The sequence below is a fragment of the Lysobacter sp. Soil_C_15 genome (assembly GCF_057657315.1).
The window spans coordinates 382,192-399,934 of the sequence record NZ_JBDGIR010000005.1; the positions used below are offsets into that span (position 1 = coordinate 382,192).

Here is a 17,743-nt window from a genome sequence, read left to right on the forward strand (position 1 = left end):
CGCTCAGTCCGGCAACCGTAGCCGGCGCCGCACTTCGGCCGCGACCCGCGCGGTCTCGCGCAACGGCGTCACCGGCCAGGCGCGCAGCGAGGCGTCGAACGGCCGCACCCGGCCCAGGCCGAGCAGGCTGTCGACGAAGCGGCGCGGCCGGCCGTCGATGCGCTCGACGCCGTAAGCGAACACCGGCGCATGGGTGGCCGCGGCTTCCGACAGCATGTTGACCGAGTCGGCGGTGCAGACGATGCGGTCGGCCCAGCCGAGCAGGCCGGGGTAGGGGTTGGCGCCTTCGCCGGGTTCGTACCAGGACACTCGCGGCAGCCGCGCCAGGCGCTCGCGCAGGCGCGCGCGCACCGGCGCCGGGGTGCGCCGCGAGGTCGTCGCCAGCAGGCTGCCGCCTTCGCGTTCGAGCACCGCCTGCAACCGCCCGGCGAGGTCGTCGAACGCATCCTGGTCGAAGTCGGCATGCGCGCTGGAGCCGCCGAGCAGCAGCGCGGTGCGTGGGCCGGGCAGGGCGCCGAAAGCGGGGAAGGTCTTGCGCGCGCCGGCCAGCCAGAGGTCGTCGACCGGGTTCAGGCTGCCGAGCAGGGTCACCACGTTGGCGCCGCGCAAGCCGTCGTGTTCGGGCGCGACCACCAGATCCCAGAACTGCGGATCCAGTCGCGGATCGAGAATCTGCACCGCCGCGCAATCGGCGCTGCGCAGCAGCCGGGTCGCCAGCGCGGCCTGGCGGCCGCAGCCGATCGCCAGCCGCGGCCGCGCCGCCAGGGCCTGGGCGAAGGCCGGGCCGAACGCGCCGCGCGCGCCGGGCAGGCGCCGCGGCGCCAGCCAGCGCCAGGGCGCGCGCGGGCTCAGGGTCCAGTCGGCGGTAGCGCGGCCCAGGGCCAGGGCCAGGGCATTGGCCTGGCGCTGATTGCCGGCACGGCCGTCGGTCAGGACCCAGGTTGCAGCAGTGGAGCTAGTTTTGGCAGGAAAGCCGTTTTGTTGCACGAGTGTTGTTAATCCGTTCCGAAGGTGTCGGTTCTGCGGTCGGATCGAGACTCTACACTTCCCCTCCCGATCACATGCCGAGCCTGGCAGCCTCCACGGAGAAAACGATGTCCCGGATCTTGACCGACGACGCGCTCGATCAGCTGTTCCGCACCGCCCGTACCCACAACGAGCTCGGCGGCGAGGTCAGCGACGAGACCCTGCGCCAGCTCTACGATCTGGTGAAATGGGCGCCGACCAGCGCCAACGGTTCGCCGGCGCGGTTCGTGTTCGTCAAGTCGGCGCAGGCCAAGGAGAAGCTGCGTCCGGCCCTGTCCGAGGGCAACCTGGCCAAGACCCTGGCCGCGCCGGTCACGGTCATCGTCGGCCACGACCTGGAGTTCTACGAAAAGCTGCCCTACCTGTTCCCGCACGCCGACGCGCGCAGCTGGTTCGCCGGCAACGACGAGGCCATCCGCACCACCGCGTTCCGCAACGGCAGCCTGCAGGGCGCGTACCTGATCCTGGCCGCGCGCGCGCTGGGGCTGGACACCGGCCCGATGTCCGGCTTCGACAACGCCAAGGTCGACGAGGCCTTCTTCGCCGGCACCCAGATCAAGTCCAACTTCCTGGTCAACCTCGGCGTCGGCCAGCCGGAAAAGCTGTTCCCGCGTTCGCCGCGCCTGCCCTTCGACGAGGCCGCGCGCATCGACTGAGGTTTCGTCGCCGCTTTGCCCGCAGTTCCCCGCAGTTCCTTCCTGTCCGCCGTTTCGAGGAGACCACCCATGAAGCGCATCCTGCTCGCCGCCGTCATCGGCTTCGCTTTCGCCGGCGCCGCCGTCGCCGCTCCGCTGACCTACAAGATCGACCCCAACCACACCGACGTCGTCGCCGGCTGGAGCCATTTCGGCTTCTCCCACCCGGTCGCCCACTTCGGCAAGGTCGACGGCAGCATCACCTACGATCCGGCCAAGCCGGCCGCGTCCTCGGTGCAGGTGACGATCCCGCTGGACGGCCTGAACTCGCACGTGCCGGACTTCGACGAACACCTCAAGAGCGCCGACTTCTTCGACGCCGCCAAGTACCCGACCATCACCTTCAAGAGCACCAAGGTCGAGGCCGCGGGCGAGAAGAAGCTCAAGGTCACCGGCGACCTGACCGTGCACGGCGTGACCAAGCCGGCGGTGCTGGACGTCACCATCAACAAGATCGGCGAGCAGCCGATGGCCAAGCGCGCCGCAGCCGGCTTCGACGCCAGCACCACGCTCAAGCGCAGCGATTTCGGCCTGGGCAAGTACGCGCCGAACGTCAGCGACGAAGTCAGCATCCGCATCACCACCGAAGCGCTGGTGCCCAAGCAGTAATAAACTGCGCGGCATGATCATCGAACGTCCATCCGCCGCCCGCGGCCTGTTGCAGGCGGACCAGCGCGAGAGCCGCCACGCGTTTTCCTTCGGCGGCTACTACGACCCGGCCTGGATGGGCTTCGGTGCGTTGCGGGTGGTGCACGAAGCCCGCGTCGGTCCCGACGCGGGCTTCGAACCGCACCGCTACGCCAACATGGACATTCTCAGCCTCGTGCTGAGCGGCGCGCTGGCCCATCCGGAACTGGACGGCGGCGGCGCGGTGCAGGCCGGGCAATGGCAGTGGATCGGCGCCGGCCACGGCCTGGCCCACGGCGCGCGCAACGCTTCGGCCGAACAGCCGTTGCACTTTCTGCAGTTCTGGATCCAGCCCGACCGGCTCAATGCGCGCCCGGCCTGCGTCCGCGCGACGCCGGCCGCGGCCGGCGAGGGCGAATGGAGCCTGCTGGCTTCGCGCGACGGCGCCGGCGGCGGCCTGCCGGTGCGCCAGGACCTGCGCCTGTACGCGCTGCGCCTGGGCCGCGACGGCCGAGCCGGCTACCCGCTCGACTCCGGCCGCAGCTACTGGCTGCAGATCCTGCGCGGCGAGGTCGAAGCCAACGGCCGCCGGCTCCAGGCCGGCGACGCGCTGGGCCTGCACGGCGAATCCGGCACGCTGGCCCTGACCGGGCTCGGCGAAGCGCCGGCCGAACTGGTCTGGTTCGATCTGCCGCCGCTGGCCTGAGCGGTTCCGGCCGACGGCGATCACCGGCGCGGGGCCGCACGCTGGTAAACTGCCCACCCGCGTCGCCACCCGTCGTTTCCCATGACCACCGCAGCCAACGCCCATCCCACCCAGGCCAACGCCGACCAGCGTTACACCGTCACCCGGGCGGACCTGCCGCTGAGCTGCCCGCTGCCGTCGATGGCGCTGTGGAACTCGCATCCGCGCGTGTACCTGCCGATCGAGGCCGAGCGCGAGTGCCAGTGCCCGTACTGCGGCGCGCACTACACCCTGGTCGACGACTGACCGCCCGCGCATGGCATCGCCGGAGCCGCGCCGGCTGACGGTGGTGCAACTGCTGCCGGCGCTGGAGTCCGGCGGGGTCGAACGCTCCACCCTGGAAATCGCCGACGCGCTGGTGCGCGCCGGCCATCGCGCGATCGTGGTTTCGGCCGGCGGCCGGCTGGTGCCGCAACTGCTCGCGCTCGGCGCCGAGCACGTCGAACTGGCGATCGGGCGCAAGTCGCCGGCGACCCTGCGCCACGTCTTCGCGCTGCGCCGGTTATGGGCTGCGCACAACGTGGACCTGGCGCATGCGCGCTCGCGCCTGCCGGCCTGGGTCGGCCTGCTGGCCTGGCGCGGCCTGGCCGAAGACGCGCGGCCGCGTTTCGTCACCACCGTGCACGGACTCAATTCGCCCTCGCGCTACAGCGCGGTGATGGCCCGCGGCGAACGGGTGATCTGCGTATCCGACACGGTGCGCGAGTATGTCCTGCAGCACTACCCAGACACCGATCCGGCGCGGCTGCGGACGATTCCGCGCGGCATCGATACGACCGCGTTTCCGCGCGCGCCCTGGCCCGACCCGGACGCGCGCGCCTGGGCCGCGGCGGCGCATCCGGCGCTGGCCGGCGACGGCCCCTTGTTGTTGCTGCCGGGCCGCGGCACGCGCCTGAAGGGCCATGCCGATGCGCTGGCGCTGTTGGCCGCGCTGCGCGGCGAGGGCGGCGACGCGCGGCTGTGGCTGCCCGGCGCGCGCGAAGCCGGACGCGAGGCCTATATCGCCGAACTGGAACAGCAGGCGCAGGCGCTGGGCATCGCCGACGCGGTGGCCTTCACCGCGCCGACCGATGCGATCGCGCGCGCCTACGCGGCCAGCGACCTGGTCCTGCAGTTGTCGCGCAAGCCCGAGGCCTTCGGCCGCACCGTGGTCGAGGCCTGGTCCTGCGGCCGCGCGGTGCTGGGCTGGAACCACGGCGGCGTCGGCGAGCTGCTGGCGCGTTCGCAGCCTTCCGGCGCGGTGGCGCCGTTCGACGCGCAGGCCTTGCATCGGACCGCTTGCGAATTGCTAACGCAGACGCCGCCGGCTGTGGATACGATGGCGTTTTCCTTGCGGGCGATGCAGGAGGCCACGCTTGCCGTCTATGCCGAACTCGTCGATGGCGCCGACCGCGGCTGAGCCCGGCGCGCCCGAGCCGCGCCACGCGATCGTGGGCTGGCGCTGGGCGCCGGCCTGGATCCTGGCCTACGTCGCGCTGCTGTTCGCGCCCGGCTACGCCGAGGGCGTGCTGACCCTCGGCGCGCTGACCGCGCTGGTCAAGCTGGCGCTGGCGCGCTTCAACACCGGCGCGCGCCTGCTCAGCGATCCGGCCTGGGCGCTGACCAGCGTATTGTTCGCCGCCTACTGGCTGCCCGAGCTGGTCTCGGCGATCGACGCGGTCGACCCCGGCCGCGCCCTGCGCGAAGCCGCCGTGGACCTGCGCTATCTGCCGTTCCTGTGGCTGGTCGCGGCCGCGGTGGCCTCGCCGCAGGGGCGCCGCACCACCTTCGGCGGGCTGGCGATCATCCTCTCGGTCTGGACCGTCGATGCGCTGATCCAGTGGCTGGCCGGCACCAGTCCGTTGTTCTTCGGCATCGACGCGCTCAAGCAGGCGATCAGCGGCCACGGCATGTGCAGCGCCGCCGAGACCGCCGCCGCCGATCGCCTCAGCGGCGTGCTCGGACCGTGCAATCTCAAGCTCGGCCAGGTCATCGCCAGCTTCTCGCCGTTCGTGCTCTACGCCGCCGGGCGTCGCTTCGGCAGCGCCGGCTGGCTGCTGGCCGCGGCTGCGGTCGGGGTGGTCGTGGTCCTGGCCGGCTCGCGCGCGTCGTGGATCACCTACGGCCTGGTGCTGCTGCTGTCGGGCTGGCGCCTGCTCGGCTGGAAGCGCCTGCTCGGGGTGTTCGCCGCCGGCGCGCTGATTCTCGGCGTGCTCGACCGCACCTCGCCGCAGGTGCACGAGCGCTTGGTGCGCACCGCGCACGTGGTCAGCGCCGACGTCGAAGGCGTCGACAACGCGCTGTCCGGCCGCACCCGGATCTGGCGCGCCGCGCTGTGCATGGTCGCCGAGCACCCGGTCAACGGCGTCGGCGCGCGCGGCTTCCGCGAAGCCTTCCCCGCCTGCGATCCGCAGCCCGGGCGCCTGACCTCCTGGGGCGAGGGCCCGGCCCTGCACGCGCACCAGTTGCTGCTGGAAGTGCTCAGCGAAACCGGCGCCTTCGGCCTGCTGATGTGGCTGGCCGGCGCCGCTCTGGCCTGGCGCGCCTGGGCCTTCGCCGACGCCCAGGCGCGCGAAGCCGCGCGCCCGGCGATGCTGGCCCTGCTGGTCACCGTGTTCCCGTTCAACACCCACCTGGCGTTCTACTCGACCTTCTGGGGCGGGCTGACGCTGTTGCTGGCGGCGTTGTATGCGGGCAGCTTGCTGGCGCAGCCCCGGAGCGAGGAGTGAGCGGGGAGGAGTGAGGAGTGAGCGACAGCGCTGCGGTTTCGCTCACGCCTCGCTCCTCTGCGCTCACTTCTGCTTGTAGGGAGAAACCTCCCCCGCCGGCCGCCGCTTGAAGCGCCGGTGGATCCACAGGTACTGGCTCGGCGCCTGCCGCACCATGGCCTCGATCTGGGCATTGACTCGGGCGCTGTCGGCGGTGGCGTCGGCGGAGGGGAAATCGGCCAGCGGCGCGCCCAGCCGCAGCACGTAGTCGGCGCCCTCGCGGCGATGGAAGAACGGCACCACCGCGCAGCCGCTGAGGCGGGCGAACTGGTGGGTCGCGGTGATGGTCGCCGCCTGCACGCCGAAGAACGGCGCGAACACCGTGTCCTTGCCGCGCATGTCCTGGTCGGGCGCGTACCACAGGAAGCCGCCCTGCTTGAGGTGGCGCATCGCCGGGCGGATTTCCTCGTTGGTGAACATCGCGCTGGCGTAGCGCAGGCGGCCGCGCTTGACCGCCCACTCCATCACCGGATTGCGGTGGCGGCGGTACATGCCGGCCAGCGGCAGGTGCTCGCACATCAGCCGGCCGCACATCTCCAGGGTCATGAAATGGCCCGAGACCATCAGCACGCCGCGGCCGGCGGCGCGGACTTCGTCCAGCAGTTCCAGGCCTTCGATCCGCACCGTGCGCCGCATCGGCGCCACCGAGCCCCACCAGGCGCGGGCGAATTCGAACAAGCCGATGCCCAGATCGCGGAAACTCTCGCGCAACAGCGCCTCGCGTTCGGCCTCGCTCTTCTCCGGGAAACACAGCGCCAGGTTGATCCGCGCCGCGCGCCGGCGAGTGCCGGCCACGCCCAGCGCGAACGCGCCGATCCAGCCGCCGAGCAGGCGCTGCAGGCCCCAGGGCAGGCGCGCGCCCAGGCACATGCCGGCCAAAGCCAGCCACATCGGCCACAGACGCGGCGAAAGCAGGGACGGACGCGGGGGCAGGGCAGGTTCGGCCATGGCGATAGTTTATGCGGTGCGGGCGTGAATGCCGGCGCGCCGAGGATCGCGTTGCGCTGCGCGCGCTCCGATTCCGGCAGCCCTCGGGCCGGACAACGCCGCGATCGTATCGGCCGCGCTGCGCGCGCCGCCCGTTCCGGCCCGGCGCGGGCGCCGCCTGCACGACCGAATCACCTCGCCAGCCTTTATCCTTGGCGGATGCGGAAAGACTTGATCGAACGCCTGTTGCGCGGCCTGTATTCGGTCGCGCTGTATCTGTTGGCGCCGGTCACGGTCTACCACCTGATCTGGCGCGGCTTTCGCCAGCCGGCGTATTTCCAGCGCTGGCTGGAGCGCTACGCGGTCTATCGCGGACCGGCCCAGGCCCGCACCCTGTGGCTGCATGCGGTCTCGGTGGGCGAGGTCAACGCGGCGATCCCGCTGGTGAACGCCTTGCGCCGCGGCCGCCCGGACCTGCGCCTGCTGGTCACCACCATCACCCCGACCGGTTCGGACCGGGCGCGCTCGGCCTGGGGCGATTCGGTCGAGCACGTCTACCTGCCCTACGATCTGCCCGGCGCGGTCGCGCGGTTCCTGCGCCACCACCAGCCCTGCGCGGCGCTGATCATGGAAACCGAGCTGTGGCCGAACCTGCTGTTCGGCTGCCGCGACCGCGGCATTCCCGCCTATATCCTCAATGCGCGCCTGTCCGAGCGCTCGCTGCGCGGCTACCGGGTGCTGGCGCCGCTGGTCGGACGCGCGCTGCGCACCGTGCGCACGGTGGCGGCGCAGTCGCGCGCCGACGGCGAGCGCTTCGTCCAGCTCGGCGCGCGGCCGGAGCAGGTCACCGAAACCGGCAACCTCAAGTTCGACGTCAACGTGCCCGACGCGCTGGACGAGTTCGCCGCCGAATGCCATCGCCATACCGGCGAGCGGCCGGTGTGGATCGCCGCCAGCACCCACGAGGACGAGGAAGCGGCGACCATCGCCATGCACCGGCGCCTGCGCGAGCGTTTCCCCGATCTGCTGCTGCTGTGGGCGCCGCGCCATCCCGAGCGCTTCCGGGTGGTGGCCGAGCAGGCGCGCAGCGCCGGCTGGCAGGTGTCGGCGCGTTCGCGCGCGCGCTGGCCGCAGCCGGGCGACGACGTGTTCGTGATCGACACCCTCGGCGAACTGATGAGCTTCTACGCCTGCGCCGACGTCGCCTTCGTCGGCGGCAGCCTGCAGGCGATCGGCGGCCACAACCTGCTCGAACCGGCGGCCACCGGCACGCCGATCGTGACCGGCCCGCACCTGCACAACTTCGTCGAGATCGCCCAGCGCCTGGACGCCGCCGGCGCTTTGCGCATCGGCGCCGACGCCGAAGCGGTCGAGGCCGCGGTCGAGCGCCTGCTCGCCGATCCGCGCGAACGCGCGCAGATGGTCGAAGCCGGCCGCGCCCTGGTCGAACTCGGCCGCGGCGCCCTGGCGCGCACCATGGCGCTGCTGCGCCCGGCATTGCCGCCGGCGTGATCGCGGGCTGGCAGGAGCGGCGTCCTGCGGGGATTTCCTCCGGCCATGGGCCGCGACAGCCGCAGCGGTGATCGAGAGCGTAGTGGCCGAAGCTGCCGTGCAGCCTGCGTACAAGGCGCTGTGTGTCCGGGCTTCGGACGCAACGCGCGGAACGCCGCTGCGGCTGTCGCGGCTCACGCCGCTCCTACAGGGCGAGGTTCGGGCATGAAAAAACCGCCGGTGGTGCCGGCGGTTTTTCGTGTCGCGCTGCGGCGCGAGGCTTACTGCATTCCGCTCGGCGGCGGCGCCAGGTTGGTGGCGGCGTCGGCGGTCAGCAGGCGGTTGATCTCCTGCACGTCGCTCACGTCGAGCGAACCGGCGGCCTGTTCCAGCAGCAGGCGGTTCTGCAGGTAGTTGTACTTGGCGGTCGCATAGGCCTGCTGCGCCTGCAGCAGGGTGCGCTGGTTGTTGAGCACGTCGAGCACGGTGCGGGTGCCCACTTCCAGGCCGACCTGCGAGGCGTCGTAGGCCGCCTGCGCCGAAACCAGGGCCAGGCGGCGCGCTTCGACCTCGCTGATGCCGGCGACCAGGGTCTGGTAGGCGTTGCGGGTGGTGCGCACCAACTGGCGCTTCTGCCGTTCCAGTTCGTCCTGGGCGGCGTCGCGGCGCGCCAGCGCCTGGCGCACGCCGGACTGGATCCGGCCGCCGGCGTAGATCGGCACCGACAGCTCGATGCCGATGCTCGGGCCATAGTTGGAGTTGCCCGGCGCGTTGCGGGTGGCGCCCATGAAGGTGCGGTCGCCCCAGCTGGCGTTGTCGCCGTAGCCGCCGGTCAGGCTCAGGGTCGGCCAGTGGCCGGCGCGCGCGGTTTCCACGCCGATCTCGGCGGCCTCCACCTGCAGCTGCTGGGCATGCAGCGCGGGATTGTTCTGCACCGCGTTGTCGACCCAGCTTTCGACGTTGCGCGACTCCGGCAGCGCCGGCTTGAAGTCGGCCGGCAGCGCCTTGAGCGTGCGCACCGGCTGGCCGGTGATCTGGCTCAGCGCCTGGTAGGCGTCCTCGACCGCGTTGCGCGCGGTGATGGTGCCGGCGCGCGCGCTGTCGTACTGGGCGCGCGCCTCGTGCACGTCGGTGATCGGCGCCAGGCCCACGTCCAGGCGCTTGGAGGCGTAGTCGAACTGCTTCTGCAAAGCGGTTTCGGCGGCCTCGGCGGCGGCCAGGTTCTCCAGCTTGACCAGCACGTCGAAGTAGGCCGCCGAAGTGCGGGTGATCAGCTCCTGGTTGGCCGACTCCAGGGTGAAGTCGCTGGCCTCGCTGAGCACGTTCTGGCCCTGGTAGGTCTTGATGCTGGCGCGGTTGTACAGCATCTGGCTGGCCGACAGGCCGGAGCTGCGGTTGGTGGTATCGGACTTGAACATCGCGCCGCTCGGCAGGTCGACGCCGCCGTCGCTTCCGTTGTTGCCATCGCTGGTGGTGCGGCTGCGGGTCAGGCGCACGTTGCCCGACAACGACGGCAGCAGCGCGGCGCGGGCCTGGATGCGGTCTTCCTTGGTCGCCAGGCGGTTGGCTTCGGCCGCCGACAACTGCGGGTCGCCCTGGCGCGCCAGTTCGTAGGTCTGCAGCAAGTCCTCGGCCGACGCCAGGGTCGGCAACAGGCTCAGGGCCAGGGCAAGAACGAGCGGACGGCGGATCGTGCGGCTTCCCATGCGGCTTCCTTGAGCTTGCTTGTTTTTGGGAACCCGCATGCTGGCACGCGGGTTCTTACGGGGGACTGACGTTGAGCTGACAGGACGGTCAGAACTCGAAGGCGGGCGCGGGCGCGGCGCCGACGAGATACGGCAAATCGGTTTCGAACAACGACTGGATGCGCGAAGCGTTGACTTCGTTGCGCTCGCCGGCGGTGACCCGGATCGCTTCCATGGCCGGCGAACGGCCGCGGACCACGAACAGGCGGCCGCCCGGCTGCAGCCACTGCAGCCACTGCGCCGGCAGCTCGGCGACCGCGCCGGTCACGCAGATGGCGTTGAAGCGGCGGTCGGTGCGGTAGGAGAACACGTCCGCATCGACCACCTGCACGTTGAGGATCGACTGCGCGGCCAGGCGCTCGCGCGCGGTCGCGGCCAGGTCGGCATGGCGCTCCAGGCTGACCACTTCGCGCGCCAGGCGGCCCAGGCAGGCGCTGAGGAAGCCGCTGCCGGTGCCGATTTCCAGCACGTCGTCGGTCGGGTCGAGCTCCAGCGCCTGCAGGGCGCGGCCTTCGAGCACCGGCTTGAGCATGAATTCGCCGTGCGCCAGCGGCAGGGCGAGGTCGGTGTAGGCCAGGTTGCGGTGCGTTTCGGCGACAAAGGCCTCACGCGGCAAATTCGCCAGCACCTCGAGCACGCGCGGGTCGAGCACGTCCCACGGCCGAACCTGTTGTTCGACCATCAGTTCACGAGCCTTGGCGTAATCGAGCGTAGTCATGGGGGCGTTCTTCATGTAGCGCGGGGAATCGCGAATTCTACCGGGACCGCGCGGCCCCCGGCGGAAAAAGAATTAACCACGCCCCTGCCGGGGCTTAGTGCCGAAAGTCACCAGAACTCACGGCACCGTATGGCCCGCACGGCGGCCCGCTAGCGCCGGCCGTACGCGCGCAGGAACAGGGTCACGGTCGCCTCCAGGTGGGCGCGGATTTCGTCCGGGTCCGGCGCGCCGCAACCGAACATCAGCAGGGCGTGCGGCTCGCCCTTGGCCAGGCAGAAGAACTGCGGAGCGGCCCGCGCCACGTCGTCGATCTCCAGTTCCCCGGCCTCGACCCGGCGTTGCAGCAGGGCGGCGAATTCGTCGTGCAGGCGCTGCGGGCCGGCCTCCCAGAACATCTTCGACAGCGGCGATTGCGCCACCTGCGGCGAGCACAGCAGGCGGTGGATCTGGATCGCCTCGGGCGAGCTGATCATCTCGTAGAAGGCCGTGGCGATCGCCAGCAGGCGCTCGCGCAGCGGCGCGGCCGGGTCCGGGGCGAACATCGGCGAGGGCAGGTGTTGCTGGCAATACGCCTGCACCGCGGCCGCGAAAAGGCTGTCTTTGTCGCCGAAATGGCTGTAGACGGTCAGTTTCGAGACCCCGGCCTCGGCGGCGATCTGGTCCATGCTCACGCCGTCGAAGCCCTGGCCGAGGAACAGCCGCTTGGCCGCCTCCAGGATCGCGTTGCGCTTGCTCAGGTCCTTCGGGCGGCCGGGGCCGGCCGGCTTGGCCGGTTCCGGGGCGGGGCTGGAGGGGCGGGGCGACATCATGGTTGAATACTGGACTATCGGGTTCGTTATTTATACAGTACTGGCTAGTACATTAATTCCCGATGAGGCTCACCGCAATGCGCCACCGGATTTTTTCCGCCGCGCCCGCCGTTCCGGCGCTGCTCGGCGCGGCCCTGGCCGCGACGCTGTCGCTGACGGCCTGCAGTAAAGCCGAGCCGCAGGCCGAAGCCGCGCGGCCGGTGCTGGTGACCCGCCCGGGCGCCGCCGCCGGCGCCGTGTCGGCCTTCGCCGGCGAGGTGCGGGCGCGCGAGGAAAGCCCGCTGTCGTTCCGGGTCGGCGGCAAGCTGATCGAGCGCAAGGTCGATGTCGGCGCCCACGTCGCCGCCGGCCAGGTGCTGGCGGTGCTCGACGCCGGCGACCTGGACGCCCAGGCGCGCGCCGCCCAGGCGCAACTGGCCGCGGCCGAGGCCGATTACGGCCGCGCCCGCGCCGACCAGGCGCGCTACGCGCAACTGGCCAAGGACCAGTTGGTCAGCCGCTCGACCATGGATGCCCAGGACGCCGCGGCCAAGGCCGCGCAGGGCCAGGTCAATGCCGCCCGGGCCAACCTCGACGTCGCCCGCAACCAGTCCGCCTATACCCATCTGCGCGCGCCCAGCGCCGGGGTGATCGCCTCGCGCAGCGCCGAGGCCGGCCAGGTCGTGGCCGCCGGCCAGCAGGTGTTCGCGCTCGCCGCCGACGGCGTGCGCGAAGTCGCCTTCGCGGTGCCGGAAGGCGCGATCGCCACCTTCAAGCCCGGCCAGGAGGTTCTGGTCGAGCTGTGGTCGCAGCCCGGCAAGCGTTGGCCGGCGCGAGTGCGCGAAGTCGCGCCGGCGGCCGATCCGGCCTCGCGCACCTACGCCGCCCGGGTCAGCGTCGACGCGCCCGCCGGCACCCTCGAACTCGGCCAGAGCGCGCGCATCTACCTGCCCGGCGCGGCTACGCCCGGCCTCAGCGTGCCGCTGTCGGCGCTGCAGCGCACCGCCGCCGGCGGCAGTGCGGTGTTCGTCGCCGACCCGCGCAGCGGCACGGTCAAGTTGAAGCCGGTCCACACCGGCCCCTACGGCGCGCAGAGCGTGCCGGTGCTGTCGGGGCTGAGCGCGCAGGACTGGGTGGTCAGCGCCGGCGGCCATCTGCTGCGCGACGGCCAGAAAGTGCAGCCGGTCGACCGCGACAACCATCCGGTCGCGCGCTGAGCGGGTCGCGGCGCGCGCAGCGCCGCGATCGCGACCGCGCGACCGTCTCGCGCGCCGGCGCCGCCGGCGCGCCCCAGATCCCGCCGCCGCGCCCGCGCGGCGGCCGTTGAACGAAGCGAGCCCAGCGTATGCGTTTCAACCTATCCGAGTGGGCGCTGCGCCATCGCAGCCTGATCATCTACGCGATGCTGGTGCTGGCCGTCGCCGGTGCCATGTCCTACCTGCGCCTGGGGCGCAGCGAGGACCCGGCCTTCACCTTCAAGGTCATGGTGGTGCGCACCTTGTGGCCCGGCGCCACCGCCGAGGAGGTCTCGCGCCAGGTCACCGAGCGGATCGAGAAGAAGCTGATGGAGACTGGCCAGTACGAATACATCCGCTCGTACTCGCGCGCCGGCGAATCGCAGGTGATGTTCGTCGCCGGCGACGCGATGCGCTCCAAGGACATCCCGCCGCTGTGGTACCAGGTGCGCAAGAAGATCGGCGACATCCGCCCGACCTTGCCCAGCGACGCGATCGGCCCGTTCTTCAACGACGAATTCGGCGACACCTTCGGCAACATCTACGCCCTGACCGGGCCAGGCTTCGACTACGCGGTGCTCAAGGACTACGCCGAGCGCGTGCAGTTGGCGCTGCAGAGCCAGACCGACGTCGGCAAGATCGAACTGTTCGGGGTCCAGGACGAGAAGATCTGGGTCGAGCTGTCGAACGTGAAGCTGTCGACCCTGGGCGTGCCCGCGCAGGCGGTGCAGGACGCGCTGAACCAGCAGAACGCGCTGGTCTCGGCCGGCTTCTTCGAAACCCCGACCAGCCGGGTGCCGATCCGGGTCGGCGGCCAGTTCACCTCGGTCGAGCAGATCCGCGACTTCCCGATCCGGGTCGGCGACCGCACCTTCCGCCTGGCCGACGTCGCCGAAGTGCGGCGCGGCTTCTCCGATCCGCCGCAGCCGCGCATGCGCTTCATGGGCGAGGACGCGATCGGCATCGGCGTGTCGATGAAGCAGGGCGGCGACATCCTCAAGCTCGGCAAGACCCTGGAGGGCGAGTTCGCGCGCCTGCAGAAGACCCTGCCGGCGGGCATGCAGCTGCGCAAGGTCGCCGACCAGCCGGCCGCGGTCGAGGAATCGGTCGGCGAATTCGTGCGCGTGCTCGCCGAGGCGGTCGCGATCGTGCTGCTGGTGAGCTTCTTCTCGCTCGGCCTGCGCACCGGCCTGGTGGTCGCGCTGTCGATCCCGCTGGTGCTGGCGATGACCTTCGCGGTGATGGACTTCTTCGGCGTCGGCCTGCACAAGATCTCGCTCGGCGCGCTGGTGCTGGCGCTGGGCCTGCTGGTCGACGACGCGATCATCGCGGTGGAGATGATGGCGATCAAGATGGAGCAGGGTTTCGACCGCCTGCGCGCGGCGGCCTTCGCCTGGGACAGCACCGCCTTCCCGATGCTGACCGGCACCCTGATCACCGCCGCCGGCTTCCTGCCGATCGCCACCGCCGCTTCGAGCACCGGCGAATACACCCGCTCGCTGTTCCAGGTGGTGACCATCGCCCTGCTGGTGTCGTGGATCGCCGCGGTGGCCTTCATTCCCTTCCTCGGCGACAAGCTGCTGCCGGACTACGGCCACGCCGCGGCGCCGCCGAAGCCGGGTTCGCCGGCCGCGCGCTGGCGCGACGCGCGCAGCGCGCTGGCCCGGCGCCTGCCGATGTTCGCCGGCGTGCTGGCGCCCAAGCCGCCGATCGACGGCCACGTCCACGACCCCTACGAGTCCAAGTTCTACGTCGGCTTCCGCCGCTGGGTGACCTGGTGCGTGCGCCGGCGCTGGCTGGTCATCGCGATCACCGTCGCCGCCTTCGTCGGCTCGATCTTCATGTTCCGCTTCGTGCCGCAGCAGTTCTTCCCGGACTCGGTGCGTCCGGAACTGATGGTCGACATGGAGCTGGCCGAAGGCAGCTCGCTGCGCCAGACCTCCGCCCAGGCCCAGCGCCTGGAGGCGATGCTCAAGCAGCGCCGCGACCTGGCCAACTACGTCGCCTACGTCGGCACCGGTTCGCCGCGCTTCTACCTTCCGCTGGACCAGCAACTGCCGGCGGCCAACTTCGCCCAGTTCGTGCTGATGCCCAAGGACCTGGAAGCGCGCGAAACCCTGCGCAAGTGGGTCATCGAGGACGTGGCGCCGCGCTTCCCAGAGCTGCAGTTGCGCGTGACCCGGCTGGAGAACGGCCCGCCGGTCGGCTACCCGGTGCAGTTCCGCGTTTCCGGCGAGCACATCGACCAGGTGCGCAAGATCGCCTACCAGGTGCGCGAGAAGATCCGCGCCAACCCGCACGTGGCCAACGTCAACCTGGATTGGGACGAGCCGAACAAGGTCGTGCGCCTGCAGGTCGACCAGGAGCGCGCGCGCGCCCTGGGCATCAGCTCGGCGCAGCTGTCGCAGTTCCTGTCCAGTTCGCTGTCGGGTTCGCACATCAGCACCTACCGCGAGAGCAACGAACTGATCGAGATGCTGCTGCGCGGTCCCGAACAGGAGCGCTTGCAGCTGGACATGCTCGGCAGCCTGATGGTGCCGACCGGCAACGGCCGCAGCGTGCCGCTGACCCAGGTCGCGACCCTGGACTACGGCTTCGAGGAAGGCATCATCTGGCACCGCGACCGCCTGCCGACCATGACCGTGCGCGCCGACATCTACGACGGTACCCAGCCGTCCAGCGCGATGGCGCAGATCTCGCCGACCCTGGACGGGTTGCGCGCGCAACTGCCGTACGGCTATTCGATCGACATCGGCGGCAGCGTCGAGGACTCCGCGCGCGGGCAGAAGTCGATCAACGCCGGCATGCCGCTGTTCCTGTTCGCGGTGTTCACCCTGCTGATGCTGCAGCTGCGCAGCTTCTCGCGCAGCTTCATGGTGCTGCTGACCGCGCCGCTGGGCCTGATCGGAGTGACCTTGTTCCTGCTGGTGTTCCGGGTGCCGTTCGGCTTCGTCGCCATGCTCGGCACGATCGCCCTGGCCGGCATGATCATGCGCAACTCGGTGATCCTGGTCGACCAGATCGAGCAGGACCGCAGCGAGGGCCACGAGCCGTGGAAGGCGATAGTGGACGCGACCGTGCGCCGCTTCCGGCCGATCGTGCTGACTGCGCTGGCGGCGATCCTGGCGATGATTCCGCTGTCGCGCAGCGCCTTCTTCGGGCCGATGGCGGTGGCGATCATGGGCGGCCTGCTGGTTGCGACCGCGCTGACCCTGCTGTTCCTGCCGGCGCTGTACGCGGCCTGGTTCAAGGTCAAGGTGCCGGCGCAGGCCTGAGCCGCGCCGGCACGATTTCGGGGGCTCTCGGCCCCGTCCCCTTCCACTGACGGGAGGGACGTTTTTCTTCGCCGGGGCAGGCTTGCCTGCCTGCGGCGCGTCGCAGGCGCCAGCCCGATCTCGTCGCTTCTCTCCCTTTCCCGCGTGCGGCGACCGTAGGAAGTGCGGAGCTGAGACGGGGGAGGGGCTCAAGCCCTAAGCGTGCTCGACGCTGAACGCCAGCGTCGCCTCGATCGCCCGTTTCCAGCCCGCATACAGCTTCTCGCGTTCCGCGCCGAGCATTTGCGGCTCGAAGCTGCGCTCGACCTGCCACTGCTGGGCGATCTGCTCGCGGCTGTCCCAGAACCCGACCGCCAGCCCGGCCAGGTAGGCCGCGCCGAGCGCGGTGGTTTCGCTGACCCGCGGACGCTTCAGCGGTACGTCGAGGATGTCGGCCTGGAACTGGGCGGTGAAATCGTTGCCGATCGCGCCGCCGTCGGCGCGCAGCGAAGTCAGCCGGATGCCCGAATCGGTCTGCATCGCTTCGAGCACGTCGCGGGTCTGGTAGGCCAGCGATTCCAGCACCGAGCGGACGAAATGCTCTTTGCTGGTGCCGCGGGTCAGCCCGAACATCGCCCCGCGCACGTCGCTGCGCCAGTACGGCGCGCCCAGGCCGACGAAGGCCGGCACGAAATAGACCCCGTCGGTGGAGTGCGCGCGCTCGGCATAGGCCTGCGAATCGCCGGCCTTGCCGAACAGGCGCAGGCCGTCGCGTAGCCACTGCACCGCCGAGCCGGCGACGAAGATGCTGCCTTCCAGCGCGTACTCGACCTTGCCGTCGATGCCCCAGGCGATGGTGGTGAGCAGGCCGTTGTCCGAACGCACCGCTTTCTCGCCGGTGTTCATCAGCAGGAAGCAGCCGGTGCCGTAGGTGTTCTTGGCCATGCCCGGAGCGAAGCAGGCCTGGCCGAACAGCGCCGCCTGCTGGTCGCCGGCGACGCCGCAGATCGGCACCGAATTGTTGAAGAAGTGGCGCGCGCCGGTATGGGCGTAGACCTCGCTGCTGGAGCGCACCTGCGGCAGCATCGAAGCCGGTACGTCGAGCATCTTCAGCAGCTCGGGGCACCACTGGCGCTTGTGGATGTCGTACATCAGCGTGCGCGAGGCGTTGCTGTAGTCGGTGACGTGGGCACGGTTGTCCGACAGGTTCCAGATCAGCCAGCTGTCGATGGTGCCGAACAGCAGGTCGCCGCGTTCGGCGCGCTCGCGCGCGCCCTCGACGTTGTCGAGGATCCACTTGACCTTGGTCCCGGAGAAGTAGGCGTCGATCAGCAGGCCGGTGCGTTCGCGCACCAAGGGCTCGTAACCTTCGGCCTTGAGCCGGTCGCAGATCGCCGCGGTCTGGCGCGACTGCCAGACGATGGCGTTGTGCACCGCCTGGCCGGTGTGGCGGTCCCAGACCACGGTGGTCTCGCGCTGGTTGGTGATGCCGATGCCGGCGATCTGGTCGGCGCCGACCTGGGCCTTGGTCATCACCTCGATCGCGGTGGTCTGCACGCTGGCGAGGATCTCGCGCGGATCGTGCTCGACCCAGCCGGGGCGCGGAAAGATCTGCTCGAACTCGCGCTGGGCCACGCCGACCACCGCGCCCTGGCGATCGAACAGGATCGCCCGCGAGCTGGTCGTGCCTTGGTCGATGGCCAGGATGTAGGGCTTGTCCATGTGGGTACTCGTTCGGAGGTCGG

General features: G+C 70.8%; 15 protein-coding genes. 9 read left to right on the forward strand and 6 right to left on the reverse strand.

The window, feature by feature from the left end; all coding sequences use genetic code 11:
• Window positions 1-3: 3 nt before the first annotated feature.
• Window positions 4-987 (reverse strand): mitochondrial fission ELM1 family protein, encoded by a 984-nt coding sequence (locus AC3A57_RS14540; RefSeq protein ID WP_487579553.1) that lies wholly within the window; start codon window positions 985-987, stop codon window positions 4-6.
• 107 nt (window positions 988-1,094) lie between these two features.
• Between AC3A57_RS14540 and AC3A57_RS14545 the strand changes: the two genes are divergently transcribed.
• The 6 genes from AC3A57_RS14545 to AC3A57_RS14570 all read left to right on the forward strand — a co-directional run bounded on the left by AC3A57_RS14545 (window position 1,095) and on the right by AC3A57_RS14570 (window position 5,801).
• Entirely contained in the window at window positions 1,095-1,682 is a 588-nt protein-coding gene (locus AC3A57_RS14545; protein WP_487579554.1) for a malonic semialdehyde reductase, read from the forward strand.
• 69 nt (window positions 1,683-1,751) lie between these two features.
• Window positions 1,752-2,330, forward strand: a complete 579-nt coding sequence (locus tag AC3A57_RS14550; protein WP_487579555.1) for a YceI family protein — start codon at window positions 1,752-1,754, stop codon at window positions 2,328-2,330.
• A gap of 13 nt (window positions 2,331-2,343) precedes the next feature.
• Complete coding sequence (locus AC3A57_RS14555) at window positions 2,344-3,054, forward strand: pirin family protein (protein ID WP_487579556.1); 711 nt, start codon at window positions 2,344-2,346, stop codon at window positions 3,052-3,054.
• Between the two features lie 81 nt (window positions 3,055-3,135).
• The gene (locus tag AC3A57_RS14560; RefSeq protein ID WP_221671336.1) at window positions 3,136-3,339 is read left to right on the forward strand and encodes a zinc-finger domain-containing protein; all 204 of its coding nucleotides are present in this window, start codon (window positions 3,136-3,138) and stop codon (window positions 3,337-3,339) included.
• A 10-nt stretch (window positions 3,340-3,349) separates the two neighbouring features.
• The gene (locus tag AC3A57_RS14565) at window positions 3,350-4,492 is read left to right on the forward strand and encodes a glycosyltransferase (protein WP_487579557.1); all 1,143 of its coding nucleotides are present in this window, start codon (window positions 3,350-3,352) and stop codon (window positions 4,490-4,492) included.
• A complete protein-coding gene (locus AC3A57_RS14570; RefSeq protein ID WP_487579558.1) occupies window positions 4,473-5,801 on the forward strand; it encodes an O-antigen ligase family protein in 1,329 nt (442 codons plus the stop codon). Before AC3A57_RS14565 ends, AC3A57_RS14570 begins: the two co-directional genes overlap by 20 nt.
• Before the next feature lie 63 nt (window positions 5,802-5,864).
• On the opposite strand, the gene lpxL is transcribed toward AC3A57_RS14570, so the two are convergent.
• Window positions 5,865-6,788 carry an LpxL/LpxP family Kdo(2)-lipid IV(A) lauroyl/palmitoleoyl acyltransferase gene (gene lpxL / locus AC3A57_RS14575; RefSeq protein ID WP_487579559.1) on the reverse strand — a complete coding sequence of 308 codons (924 nt, stop codon included), beginning with the start codon at window positions 6,786-6,788 and terminating at the stop codon, window positions 5,865-5,867.
• Between the two features lie 198 nt (window positions 6,789-6,986).
• Between lpxL and waaA the strand changes: the two genes are divergently transcribed.
• On the forward strand, window positions 6,987-8,279 hold the full coding sequence (gene waaA, locus AC3A57_RS14580; protein WP_487579560.1) for a lipid IV(A) 3-deoxy-D-manno-octulosonic acid transferase: 1,293 nt from the start codon (window positions 6,987-6,989) through the stop codon (window positions 8,277-8,279).
• Window positions 8,280-8,539: 260 nt separating this feature from the next.
• On the opposite strand, the gene AC3A57_RS14585 is transcribed toward waaA, so the two are convergent.
• The 3 genes from AC3A57_RS14585 to AC3A57_RS14595 form a co-directional block, all read right to left on the reverse strand.
• The gene (locus AC3A57_RS14585; protein ID WP_487579561.1) at window positions 8,540-9,964 is read right to left on the reverse strand and encodes a TolC family outer membrane protein; all 1,425 of its coding nucleotides are present in this window, start codon (window positions 9,962-9,964) and stop codon (window positions 8,540-8,542) included.
• 88 nt (window positions 9,965-10,052) lie between these two features.
• A complete protein-coding gene (locus AC3A57_RS14590) occupies window positions 10,053-10,736 on the reverse strand; it encodes a protein-L-isoaspartate O-methyltransferase family protein (protein ID WP_487579562.1) in 684 nt (227 codons plus the stop codon).
• A 134-nt stretch (window positions 10,737-10,870) separates the two neighbouring features.
• The gene (locus AC3A57_RS14595) at window positions 10,871-11,530 is read right to left on the reverse strand and encodes a TetR/AcrR family transcriptional regulator (RefSeq protein WP_487579563.1); all 660 of its coding nucleotides are present in this window, start codon (window positions 11,528-11,530) and stop codon (window positions 10,871-10,873) included.
• 62 nt (window positions 11,531-11,592) lie between these two features.
• On the opposite strand from AC3A57_RS14595, the gene AC3A57_RS14600 reads away from it, so the two are divergent.
• The gene (locus AC3A57_RS14600; RefSeq protein WP_487579564.1) at window positions 11,593-12,726 is read left to right on the forward strand and encodes an efflux RND transporter periplasmic adaptor subunit; all 1,134 of its coding nucleotides are present in this window, start codon (window positions 11,593-11,595) and stop codon (window positions 12,724-12,726) included.
• Between the two features lie 128 nt (window positions 12,727-12,854).
• Window positions 12,855-16,019, forward strand: a complete 3,165-nt coding sequence (locus AC3A57_RS14605) for an efflux RND transporter permease subunit (RefSeq protein ID WP_487579565.1) — start codon at window positions 12,855-12,857, stop codon at window positions 16,017-16,019.
• A gap of 195 nt (window positions 16,020-16,214) precedes the next feature.
• On the opposite strand, the gene glpK is transcribed toward AC3A57_RS14605, so the two are convergent.
• The gene (glpK, locus tag AC3A57_RS14610) at window positions 16,215-17,720 is read right to left on the reverse strand and encodes a glycerol kinase GlpK (protein WP_487579566.1); all 1,506 of its coding nucleotides are present in this window, start codon (window positions 17,718-17,720) and stop codon (window positions 16,215-16,217) included.
• Window positions 17,721-17,743: the final 23 nt, after the last annotated feature.